This window comes from Pseudomonas sp. REP124, from assembly GCF_020164475.1.
GTDB lineage: Bacteria > Pseudomonadota > Gammaproteobacteria > Pseudomonadales > Pseudomonadaceae > Aquipseudomonas.
This window is the reverse complement of the sequence record NZ_JAIQWX010000190.1, coordinates 1-10717: the sequence shown is the minus strand read 5'-3', so window position 1 is coordinate 10717 and position 10717 is coordinate 1. Positions and strand designations below refer to the sequence as shown.

Annotated in this window: 11 protein-coding genes; 9 read left to right on the top strand and 2 right to left on the bottom strand. The window is 60.6% G+C overall.

Features of this window, described 5'->3' with window-relative positions; genetic code table 11:
* The first annotated feature begins 67 nt into the window (after positions 1-67).
* The 5 genes from K9857_RS27675 (at position 68) to K9857_RS27655 (ending at position 5472) form a co-directional block, all read left to right on the top strand.
* Positions 68-571 carry an ureidoglycolate lyase gene (locus tag K9857_RS27675; protein ID WP_007960046.1) on the top strand — a complete coding sequence of 168 codons (504 nt, stop codon included), beginning with the start codon at positions 68-70 and terminating at the stop codon, positions 569-571.
* 50 nt (positions 572-621) lie between these two features.
* A complete protein-coding gene (locus tag K9857_RS27670) occupies positions 622-1926 on the top strand; it encodes a urate hydroxylase PuuD (RefSeq protein ID WP_224541324.1) in 1305 nt (434 codons plus the stop codon).
* A gap of 169 nt (positions 1927-2095) precedes the next feature.
* A complete protein-coding gene (locus K9857_RS27665; RefSeq protein WP_224541321.1) occupies positions 2096-3454 on the top strand; it encodes a nucleobase:cation symporter-2 family protein in 1359 nt (452 codons plus the stop codon).
* Between the two features lie 76 nt (positions 3455-3530).
* Positions 3531-4316: an outer membrane protein OmpK gene (locus K9857_RS27660; protein ID WP_224541319.1), complete on the top strand. Its 786-nt coding sequence runs from the start codon at positions 3531-3533 to the stop codon at positions 4314-4316.
* Positions 4317-4686: 370 nt separating this feature from the next.
* Entirely contained in the window at positions 4687-5472 is a 786-nt protein-coding gene (locus K9857_RS27655) for an outer membrane protein OmpK (RefSeq protein WP_224541318.1), read from the top strand.
* A gap of 93 nt (positions 5473-5565) precedes the next feature.
* Here the strand turns inward: K9857_RS27655 and K9857_RS27650 are convergent, their stop codons facing one another.
* Together K9857_RS27650 and K9857_RS27645 are read right to left on the bottom strand one after the other, a co-directional pair.
* The gene (locus tag K9857_RS27650; RefSeq protein ID WP_224541317.1) at positions 5566-6738 is read right to left on the bottom strand and encodes a patatin-like phospholipase family protein; all 1173 of its coding nucleotides are present in this window, start codon (positions 6736-6738) and stop codon (positions 5566-5568) included.
* A 50-nt stretch (positions 6739-6788) separates the two neighbouring features.
* Positions 6789-7721, bottom strand: coding sequence for a lipid A biosynthesis lauroyl acyltransferase (locus K9857_RS27645; protein WP_224541316.1), 933 nt, complete (start codon positions 7719-7721; stop codon positions 6789-6791).
* A 118-nt stretch (positions 7722-7839) separates the two neighbouring features.
* Here K9857_RS27645 and minC point away from each other — a divergent pair, with 118 nt between their 5' ends.
* The 4 genes from minC to K9857_RS27625 all read left to right on the top strand — a co-directional run bounded on the left by minC (position 7840) and on the right by K9857_RS27625 (position 10667).
* Positions 7840-8577: a septum site-determining protein MinC gene (gene minC / locus K9857_RS27640; protein WP_224541315.1), complete on the top strand. Its 738-nt coding sequence runs from the start codon at positions 7840-7842 to the stop codon at positions 8575-8577.
* Positions 8578-8779: 202 nt separating this feature from the next.
* Positions 8780-9592: a septum site-determining protein MinD gene (gene minD / locus K9857_RS27635; RefSeq protein ID WP_224541313.1), complete on the top strand. Its 813-nt coding sequence runs from the start codon at positions 8780-8782 to the stop codon at positions 9590-9592.
* Positions 9593-9595: 3 nt separating this feature from the next.
* On the top strand, positions 9596-9850 hold the full coding sequence (gene minE / locus K9857_RS27630; protein WP_007974947.1) for a cell division topological specificity factor MinE: 255 nt from the start codon (positions 9596-9598) through the stop codon (positions 9848-9850).
* A gap of 181 nt (positions 9851-10031) precedes the next feature.
* On the top strand, positions 10032-10667 hold the full coding sequence (locus tag K9857_RS27625) for an RluA family pseudouridine synthase (protein ID WP_224541311.1): 636 nt from the start codon (positions 10032-10034) through the stop codon (positions 10665-10667).
* Positions 10668-10717: the final 50 nt, after the last annotated feature.

The window sequence follows — 10717 nt, the reverse complement described above, 5'->3', positions numbered from 1 at the left end:
TCCGTAGGAGCGAGGCTTGCCCGCGAAGGCGATAGAACCAACAACACAGAATTCGGAAAAGAACAGCATGCGCACACTGACGATTGAACCGCTGACCAAAGAAGCCTTCGCCCCTTTCGGTGACGTGATCGAAACCGACGGCAGCGATCACTTCATGATCAACAACGGTTCGACCATGCGCTTCCACAAACTGGCAACGGTCGAAACCGCCACGCCAGAGGACAACGCGATCATCAGCATCTTCCGCGCCGACGCGCAGGACATGCCGCTGACCGTGAGCATGCTGGAGCGCCATCCGCTGGGCAGCCAGGCTTTCATTCCGCTGCTCGGCAACCCCTTTCTGATCGTGGTCGCGCCACTTGGCGATGAACCTGTATCAGGCTTGGTCCGCGCCTTCGTCACCAACGGCAGGCAGGGCATTAATTACCATCGCGGCGTTTGGCACCACCCGGTGCTGACGATCGAAAAGCGGGATGACTTCCTGGTGGTTGATCGCAGTGGCACAGGCAATAACTGCGATGAGCATTTTTTCAAAGAGGATGAGCGTTTGATCCTCGCCCCCCACCAATAAGAGAAGGTCTGATCACTCGATAACAGAGTGACAGGCGAGAGGTAAAGACTGTGGAAGCACATCTGTTGGAATGGCTGAACCTGAGCGTGCGCTGGGTTCATATGATTACCGGTGTGGCCTGGATCGGCGCGTCGTTCTATTTCGTCTGGCTGGAGAACAACCTCAATCGGGTCAACCCGAAAAGCGGCCTGGCCGGTGACTTGTGGGCGATCCACGGCGGCGGCATCTACCACCTGGAAAAATACAAACTGGCTCCACCGACCATGCCGGACAACCTGCACTGGTTCAAATGGGAAGCCTACTTCACCTGGATGTCGGGTATCGCGCTGCTGTGCGTGGTGTTCTACTCCAACCCGACGCTCTACCTGCTGGCTCCGGGCAGCACCCTGAGCGGCCCTGAAGGCGTGGCCATCGGTCTGGGCTCGCTGTTCATCGGCTGGTTCGTCTACTCCTTCCTCTGCGACTCGGCCCTGGGCAAACGCCCTGCCCTGCTCGGCTTCATCCTGTTCGTGCTGATCATCGGCGCGGCCTATGGCTTCAGCAAAGTGTTCAGCGGTCGTGGTGCGTACCTGCACGTTGGCGCGCTGATCGGCACCATCATGGTCGGTAACGTGTTCCGCATCATCATGCCGGCGCAACGCGCACTGGTAGCGGCGATCGCCGAGAACCGCACGCCGGACCCTGCACTGCCAGCAAAAGGCCTGCTGCGTTCGCGTCACAACAACTACTTCACCCTGCCGGTGCTGTTCATCATGATCAGCAACCACTTCCCGAGCACTTACGGCAGCCAGTACAACTGGTTGATCCTGGCCGGGATCGCGATTTTCGCGGTGCTGGTGCGTCACTACTTCAACACCCGTCACGACAGCCACAAGTTCGCCTGGACCCTGCCGGTGGCAGCGGTGGGCATGATCTGCCTGGCCTATGTGACCGGTCCGAAGCCGATGTCCAATGCTCCGGAAGTGGCCAAGGCGCCTGCGGCGATCGAGTACCAGCCTCTACCGGAAACGGCGGTGGGCGGCGGCTTGAAGCCGGCTGAAGCCAAACCAGCAGAAGCCCCAGCCGCAGCACCGGCGCAAGCGTCCAATGCAGGTCCTGGTTTCGACAAGGTGCACACCGTGATTCAGGAACGTTGCGCGGTCTGCCACTCGGCCAAGCCGACCAGCCCGCTGTTCAGCGCGGCCCCGGCCGGTGTGATGTTGGATACCCCTGAGCAGATCCGCCAGAACGCCGCGCGGATCCAGGCCCAGGCGGTCGCCACCCAGATCATGCCGTTGGGCAACATCACCCAGATGACCCAGCAGGAACGGGATCTGATCGGTGCCTGGATCGTTCAGGGTGCTCCGACCAATTAATCGTTGAAAAGCTTCGCGGGCAAGCCTCGCTCCTACAGGATCCACACCGATCGGTAGGAGCGAGGCTTGCCCGCGAACGGCCGCAACGCGGTCAGCCTGATGCAAAGAAACAGCTGTGAGCCACCCGACAGCTGTAACTCACAAGAATAAAAAAGATCCGAGGTGTTGCATGTCCGAGCTATCCAAGGCCCGTATTCCCGACGCACCCGCCATTCAGCGTTTACCTCTCCTGCAACTGATCCTGGTTGGCCTGCAACACGTTCTGCTGATGTACGGCGGCGCCATCGCGGTGCCGCTGATCATCGGACAGGCCGCGGGCCTCAGCCGTGAAGAAATCGCCTTTCTGATCAACGCCGACCTGCTGGTCGCCGGCATCGCCACCATCGTGCAATCCCTCGGCATCGGCCCCATGGGCATCCGCATGCCGGTGATGATGGGCGCCAGTTTCGCCGCTGTCGGCAGCATGGTTGCCATGGCGGGCATGCCTGGCGTGGGCATGCAAGGCATCTTCGGCGCCACCATCGCTGCCGGCTTCTTCGGTATGTTGATTGCGCCGTTCATGTCCAAGGTGGTGCGCTTCTTCCCCCCATTGGTGACCGGCACGGTCATCACCTCGATCGGTCTGTCGCTGTTCCCCGTGGCCGTGAACTGGGCCGGCGGTGGCGCCCAGGCCGCACAATTCGGCTCGCCCATCTACCTGACCATCGCTGCGCTGGTGCTGGGCACCATCCTGTTGGTGCACCGCTTCATGCGCGGGTTCTGGGTCAACATTTCGGTACTGATCGGCATGTGCCTGGGCTACGTACTCTGCGGCGTGATCGGCATGGTCGACCTGAGCGGCATGGCCAACGCGCCCTGGCTGCAATTCGTCACCCCGCTGCACTTCGGCATGCCGAAGTTCGAGCTGGCGCCGATCCTGTCGATGTGTCTGGTGGTGGTGATCATTTTCGTCGAGTCCACCGGGATGTTCCTGGCGTTGGGCAAGATCACCGGCGATGAAGTCTGCCCTCGCCGGCTGCGTCGCGGTTTGCTGTGCGATGCCGGCGCGTCGTTCTTCGCCGGTTTCTTCAACACCTTCACCCACTCCTCCTTCGCCCAGAACATCGGCCTGGTGCAGATGACCGGCGTGCGCTGCCGTTCGGTGACCATCGTCGCCGGCGGTTTGCTGATCGTCCTCAGCCTGCTGCCCAAGGCCGCGTTCCTGGTGGCCTCGATTCCACCGGCGGTGCTCGGCGGCGCGGCGATCGCGATGTTCGGCATGGTCGCCGCCACCGGGATCAAAATTCTTCAGGAAGCCGACATCGGTGACCGTCGCAACCAGTTGCTGGTGGCGGTGAGCATCGGCATGGGCCTGATCCCGGTGGTGCGTCCGGAGTTTTTCGCCCACCTGCCCCTGTGGATGAGCCCGATCACCCACAGCGGCATCGCCATGGCCACCCTCAGCGCGCTGTCGCTGAACCTGTTGTTCAACATCCTCGGCGGAAAGGAACGCGCCGCGACCAACGACTGTCACGCCCACTCGCATTGATTGAACAGGCACCGCCCCCCACCCGGGGGTTGGGGCTGCCTTTGCCTGACAAAAATAAAAAAAGAGGGAGCAACAGATGATTCGGACACAGACAAGCATATTGCTGGCTGCCGGACTATTGGCCGCCAGCCAGGCCATGGCCGGCGATCTACTGCTGTGGCAGACCAACAGCATCAGTTACCTGTACGGCAAGGATTTCAAGGTGAACCCGTCGATCCAGCAGACGGTGACCTTCGAGCACGCGGACCGCTGGAAGTACGGTGACAACTTCATGTTCATCGACAGCACCTACTACAACGGCAAGGGCGACCGGAACAAAGGCTCCCACGCTTACTACGGCGAATTCAGCCCGCGCCTGTCCTTCGGCAAGATCTTCGACAAGAAAATCGAATTCGGCCCGATCAAGGACGTGTTGCTCGCCATGACTTACGAGAACGGCGAAGACGACACCGAGGCCTACCTGATCGGCCCCGGCTTCGACCTCAAGGTGCCCGGCTTCAACTTCGTCACTCTCAACATCTATCAGCGCTTCACCGAAGGCGCGCGCCCCGGCGATGGCGTGTGGCAGATCACTCCGGCCTGGTCCTACACCGTGCCTCTAGGCAACTCCAGCCTGCTGATCGACGGCTACATCGACTGGGTGACCGACAACGACCAGAACTCCCGTGGCACCTATCACGCCAACCTGCACTTCAACCCGCAGATCAAATATGACCTGGGCAAAGCCATGGGCTGGCGCGAGAAGCAGGTGTATGCCGGCATCGAATACAGCTACTGGAAGGACAAATACGGCATCGAGAACAGCGGCAACTTCGACACCAACGAAAACACCACCAGCCTGCTGGTGAAGGTGCATTTCTAAGATGATCCGCAACCGTGCCCCAAGCCTGTCGTCGGTGCGCCGTTGCGGAGCACTTGAGACCTGGCCGTGGAGTCAGTATTCTCCGCGACCGCCTGAATCCGCTTTAAAAAAAAGCCCGGATTTAATTCCTGACCAGCGAGCCAACTTATCCCGGCGCTGGACGGTACCAAGGCATCCCCAAAACCTCTCAATCGACTGCTCCCGGGCAGCCGAGCGGGAGTTTTTTTGCTTTTCGAAAAGCCTTGGCTCAGCCCTGCTGACAGCACTGACGCTGGCCGAAAGGACGATTTTTAACAGCTGCAGAAAAAGGCGCCACACCAGAGCGTCGACCTTAAAAAAACGTGAAACCACTACTTTTGGGAGCAACCGAATGAAACGCACGTGCACTAGCCTGATGCTGGCGGGATCGATGCTGGCAGGGGGTCAGGCCATCGCAGGCGACTTGCTGCAATGGCAGAACAACAGCCTGACTTACCTTTATGGCAAGGACTTCCAGGTCAATCCGCGCATTCAGCAGACCGTGACCTTCGAACACGCCGACGGCTGGAAATACGGCGACAACTTCTTCTTCTACGACAAGATCTTCTACAACGGCAAGGAAGACGCCTTCGCCGGCGAGAACACCTACTACGGCGAGTTCAGCCCGCGTCTGTCGTTCAACAAGATCTTCGACCAGAAACTGGAATTCGGTCCGGTCAAGGACGTGCTGCTGGCCATGACCTACGAATTCGGTGAGGACGATACCGAGTCTTACCTGATCGGTCCCGGCTTCGACCTCGCCATCCCGGGCTTCGACTATTTCCAGCTGAACTTCTACAACCGCCACACCGAAGGCGACCGTCCGGGCGACGATATCTGGCAGATCACTCCGGTCTGGTCCTACACCATCCCGGTGGGCGATTCGAGCATCCTCATCGACGGCTTCATGGACTGGGTGGTCGACAACGACGTCAACAGCAAAGGCGAATACCACGCCAACCTGCACTTCAACCCGCAGATCAAGTACGACTTGGGCAAGGCGTTGAATCTGGGCGAGAAGCAGCTGTACGTGGGTGTCGAGTACGACTACTGGAAGAACAAGTACGGTATCGAAGACACCGACGGTTTCAAGACCGATCAGAGCGTGACCAGCTTCCTGGTCAAGGTGCATTTCTGATCTGAAAAGCTTCGCGGGCAAGCCTCGCTCCTACAGGATTCGCGAGATTCCCTGTGGGAGCGAGGCTTGCTCGCGAATGCCGCGCCGCAAATGTCAGGCCGACAGCACCGGCTCCGGCAACCCCAGAAACCTGCACAACTCATCTTTCTTCGCCAACGCATCCCGCCGCCCAAGATCGATCAACTCGCTGCAATACCCCGCCTCGAACAGCAGATAACTCAACACCCCCGCCCCACTAGTCTTCGTCGCCCCCGGCCCGCGCAGAAACAGGCGCAATGCCGCCGGCAACTCATGGCGATGGCGCGCGGCAATCTCGTCGATCGGCTGGCTCGGCGAAATCACCAGCACCTCCACCGGCGCCACGCCCAGCGTGCGGACCGGCGTGCCATCGGGCATCAGGCGGCTGAACTGGTTCAAGCGCTGCAACAGCTCGATGTCGCTTTCCAGACTGTCAATGAACGTACTGTTGAGCATATGGCCGCCGATCTGCGCCAGCGTCGGTTGCTGCCCGGTGTAGGCCCGTTGCAGCGGTTGCTCCGGATCGATGCCCCGCGGGTTGCCACTGACCCCTACCACCAGCACACGACTGGCCCCCAGGTGCAGCGCCGGGCTGATCGGTGCCGACTGGCGCACCGCACCATCGCCGAAAAACTCTTCGCCGATCTTTACCGGAGCAAACAATAGGGGAATCGCCGAACTGGCGAGCAGATGTTCAACGGACAATTGGGCAGGAACGCCGATGCGACGGTGGCGCAGCCAGTCATGGATGGCGCGGCCGCCCTGATAGAAAGTCACCGCCTGGCCGGATTCGTAGCCGAACGCAGTGACGGCCACAGCATGCAGCTGCTTGTGAGCGATGGCCTCGGCGATCCCGTTCATCTGCAACTTGTCGTTGAGCAAGTCGCGCAGCGGTGAGCTGTTAAGCAGCGCCACCGGCACCTGGGCGCCCAAGCCCAGCAGGCTGTGACCAACGAAACGACTGGCCTGGCGGATCACCCCGGGCCAGTCGCTGCGCAACACCAGATGACTGCGAAAGCCCTGCCAGAACTCGGTCAGACGCTCAATGGCAGAACGAAAATCCATGGCCCCACTGGCCAGGCTGACCGCATTGATCGCCCCGGCGGAGGTGCCGACGATCACCGGAAACGGATTGTCGGCGCCCAGCGGCAACAGTTCGGCAATCGCCGCCAGCACCCCGACCTGATAGGCCGCCCGAGCCCCGCCGCCGGAAAGAATCAAACCTGTTACCGGTTCAGCAGGACTCATCACATCGCTCCTCCATGGTGCATCAGGTCAGGTGCATCGGGCTGTCTGGATCAACCGCGCTTGGCGTACAGCTTGGGCTCGCCCGGTGGACGGCTCTTGAAGCGGCGATGGGCCCAGAGGTACTGCTCGGGGCAATCGCGCAACACGCCTTCGATCCACTGGTTGATGCGCAGGCAGTCTTCTTCCTCGGTTTCACCGGGAAAGCCTTCCAGCGGCGCATGGATCACCAGGCGATAGCCGCTGCCGTCCGCCAGACGCTCCTGGGTGAACGGCACCACCAGCGCCTTGCCCAGCCGCGCAAACTTGCTGGTGGCGGTGACGGTCGCCGCCTGAATGCCGAACAGCGGCACGAAAATGCTTTGCTTGGCGCCGTAGTCCTGATCCGGTGCGTACCAGATCGCCCGGCCGGCGCGCAGCAGCTTGAGCATGCCGCGCACGTCCTCGCGCTCCACCGCCAGCGAATCGAGATTGTGCCGCTCGCGGCCCTGACGCTGGACGTAGTCGAACAACGGGTTCTTGTGCTCGCGGTACATGCCGTCGATGGTGTGCTGCTGGCCCAACAGCGCGGCGCCGATTTCCAGGGTGGTGAAGTGCACCGCCATCAGAATCACGCCCTTGCCTTCACGCTGGGCCTTCTGCAAATGCTCCAGGCCTTCAACGTGCGCCAGCTTGGCCAGACGCTCGCGCGACCACCACCAGCTCATGGCCATCTCGAAGAAAGCGATGCCGGTGGAGGCGAAGTTTTCCTTGAGCAGGCGCTTGCGCTCGGCGGCGGTCTTTTCAGGGAAACACAGCTCCAGGTTGCGCTTGGCGATGCGCCGCCGTTCGCCGGCCGCCCGGTACATCAGGGCACCCAGGGCGCGGCCGATCAACAGCAAGGCCGAATAAGGCAGCTGGACGATCAGCCACAACAGCCCCAGGCCCAACCACAGCGGCCAGAAACGTGGCGAGAGAAAGGATTTTCGAAAACGCGGGCGATCCATTAAAGCTTCCGGAAAGACAGTGGCCGCGCATTCTACATCGTTCGACCCGGCTTGCGGCCTGCGGGCGTTCTCGTTATAAGTCTGGGCACTTTTAGTGACAAGCCGTTGTATGCCGACCATGAGCCAAACCGAACCGCAAGACCAGGATTCCGTGTTCCAGCTGAAGGGCAGCATGCTGGCCATTACCGTGCTGGAACTGGCCCGTAACGATCTGGAAGGCCTCGACCGGCAACTGGCCGCCAAGGTTGCCCAGGCCCCTGGTTTTTTCAGCAATGCGCCGTTGATCCTGGCCCTGGACAAACTGCCGGCCAGCGAAGGCGTGATCGATCTGCCGGGCCTGATGCGCGTGTGCCGCCAGCACGGCCTGCGCACCCTGGCCATCCGCGCCAGCCGCATCGAAGACATCGCAGCGGCGATTGCCGTCGATATTCCGGTGCTGCCGCCGTCCGGCGCCCGTGAGCGTTCCCTGGATCTGAACGAGCCGGTTGCTCCGAAAAAACCGGAAAAGCCGCCGGAGCCGACGATCAAACCAACCAAGATCATCACCACGCCAGTACGTGGTGGCCAGCAGATTTACGCCCAGGGCTGCGACCTGGTGGTGGTCTCCTCGGTCAGCCCGGGGGCGGAACTTCTTGCCGATGGCAACATCCATGTATACGGCCCGATGCGTGGTCGTGTCCTGGCCGGGGTCAAGGGCGACACGAAAGCCAGGATTTTCTGTCAGCAATTGAGCGCTGAACTGGTCTCCATCGCCGGTCATTACAAGGTCTCCGAAGATCTGCGCCGCGACCCGTTATGGGGTTCGGGCGTGCAGGTCAGCCTGTCGGGCGACGTGTTGAACATCATTCGGCTTTAACGGATACTGCCGCATTTTCCAATCATCTCTAAAACGTAGCGAAAATGGCTCAAACGAAGTAGGAAACAGGCCGAAAGCCGTGTTTACCGCCGGTAAACGCAGCCCAAAACCAAATTCCAGCCAAGGCTGTTCGACTGCAGTAGTTACAAGAGATGTTTTTCAGGGGCTGAAAAAAGTCCTTTTTCATTAGGGGTGAAACACCTTGGCCAAGATTCTCGTGGTTACATCCGGCAAGGGTGGTGTGGGTAAGACCACCACCAGCGCCGCTATCGGTACCGGCCTCGCACTGCGCGGCCACAAAACAGTGATCGTCGACTTCGACGTCGGTTTGCGTAACCTCGACCTGATCATGGGTTGCGAGCGCCGTGTGGTTTACGACTTCGTCAACGTCGTCAACGGCGAAGCCAACCTGCAACAGGCTCTGATCAAAGACAAGCGCCTGGAAAACCTCTACGTACTGGCCGCCAGCCAGACCCGCGACAAAGACGCGCTGACCGTCGAAGGCGTAGAAAAAGTCCTGATGGAACTCAAGGAAAACTTCGAGTTCGTGGTCTGCGACTCCCCGGCGGGCATTGAGAAAGGCGCCCACCTGGCCATGTACTTCGCCGATGAAGCGATCGTCGTGACCAACCCTGAAGTGTCCTCGGTACGTGACTCCGACCGCATGCTCGGCCTTTTGGCCAGCAAGTCCCGTCGTGCAGAGCGCGGCGAAGACCCGATCAAGGAACACCTGCTGATTACCCGTTACCACCCGGAGCGTGTGAGCAAAGGCGAAATGCTCGGCGTAGAAGACGTCAAGGAAATCCTCTCGGTGACCCTGCTCGGCGTGATTCCAGAATCCCAGGCGGTGCTCAAGGCATCCAACCAGGGCGTTCCGGTGATCCTCGACGACCAGAGCGATGCCGGCCAGGCCTACAGCGACACCGTAGACCGCCTGCTGGGCAAAACCGTGGATCATCGATTCCTCGATGTACAGAAGAAGGGATTCTTCGAGCGCCTGTTTGGAGGCAACTAAGCAATGAACCTTTTTGACTTCTTTCGTGCCAACAAAAAGCAAAGCACCGCGTCGGTAGCGAAAGAGCGTCTACAGATCATCGTGGCGCACGAACGCGGCCAACGCAGCACCCCGGACTACCTGCCAGCCTTGCAGAAGGAGTTGGTGGAGGTGATTCGCAAGTACGTCAATATCGGCTCCGATGACGTGCATGTGGCACTGGAAAGCCAGGGCAGTTGCTCGATTCTGGAACTCAATATCACCCTGCCAGATCGCTGATCGATCCGGTGGGAGCCACGGCGGCTCAGGTTTTCGCTGTTCCTTGTAGGAGCGAAGCTTGCTCGCGAAGGTGTGTCAGCTACATCGTTGTCGACTGACACTCCTTCGCGAGCAAGCTTCGCTCCTACAAAGAGCCTTGAAAGCCTGAGCCGCCGTTGGCGTTTGTTACGAGGCTGTTTTAATGCCGTTGTCCAACGTCCACATCCTTTATCAGGACGCCGCCATTCTGGTGGTGAACAAACCGACCCTGTTGCTCTCCGTGCCCGGCCGGGCCGACGATAACAAGGATTGCCTGATTACCCGCCTGCAGGAAAACGGCTACCCGGACGCGCTCATCGTCCATCGGCTGGATTGGGAAACCTCCGGCATCATCTTGCTGGCCCGGGATGCCGATACGCACCGCGAACTGTCCCGGCAGTTCCACGACCGCGAAACCGAAAAGGCCTACACCGCATTGGCCTGGGGCCAACCCGAACTGGACAGCGGCAGCATCGACCTGCCCTTGCGCTACGACCCGCCGACCAAACCACGGCATGTGGTCGACCACGAGTTCGGCAAGCACGCCCTGACCTTCTGGCGGGTGCTGGAGCGTTGCGGTGACTGGTGCCGCGTGGAGCTCACGCCGATCACCGGCCGCTCGCACCAGTTGCGCGTGCACATGCTGTCTATCGGTCATCCGCTGCTGGGCGACGGGCTCTATGCCCACGAACAGGCCCTGGCCGCCTGGCCCCGGCTGTGCCTGCACGCCAGCATGCTCAGCTTCACCCACCCGCAAACCGGCGAGCGCCTGCGCTTCGAGTGTCCTGCCCCGTTCTAAAGCACAAACAAATCCCCTGTGGGAGCGGGCTTGCTCGCGAAAGCGGTGTG

Bases quoted from the DNA above. Each gene is read 5' to 3' on its own strand.
- K9857_RS27650 (WP_224541317.1), bottom strand. From the start codon at position 6,738: ATGAGTCCTGCTGAACCGGTAACAGGTTTGATTCTTTCCGGCGGCGGG.
- K9857_RS27660 (WP_224541319.1), top strand. From the start codon at position 3,531: ATGATTCGGACACAGACAAGCATATTGCTGGCTGCCGGACTATTGGCC.
- K9857_RS27665 (WP_224541321.1), top strand. From the start codon at position 2,096: ATGTCCGAGCTATCCAAGGCCCGTATTCCCGACGCACCCGCCATTCAG.
- K9857_RS27645 (WP_224541316.1), bottom strand. From the start codon at position 7,721: ATGGATCGCCCGCGTTTTCGAAAATCCTTTCTCTCGCCACGTTTCTGG.
- K9857_RS27675 (WP_007960046.1), top strand. From the start codon at position 68: ATGCGCACACTGACGATTGAACCGCTGACCAAAGAAGCCTTCGCCCCT.
- K9857_RS27625 (WP_224541311.1), top strand. From the start codon at position 10,032: ATGCCGTTGTCCAACGTCCACATCCTTTATCAGGACGCCGCCATTCTG.
- minE (WP_007974947.1), top strand. From the start codon at position 9,596: ATGAACCTTTTTGACTTCTTTCGTGCCAACAAAAAGCAAAGCACCGCG.
- K9857_RS27655 (WP_224541318.1), top strand. From the start codon at position 4,687: ATGAAACGCACGTGCACTAGCCTGATGCTGGCGGGATCGATGCTGGCA.
- minC (WP_224541315.1), top strand. From the start codon at position 7,840: ATGAGCCAAACCGAACCGCAAGACCAGGATTCCGTGTTCCAGCTGAAG.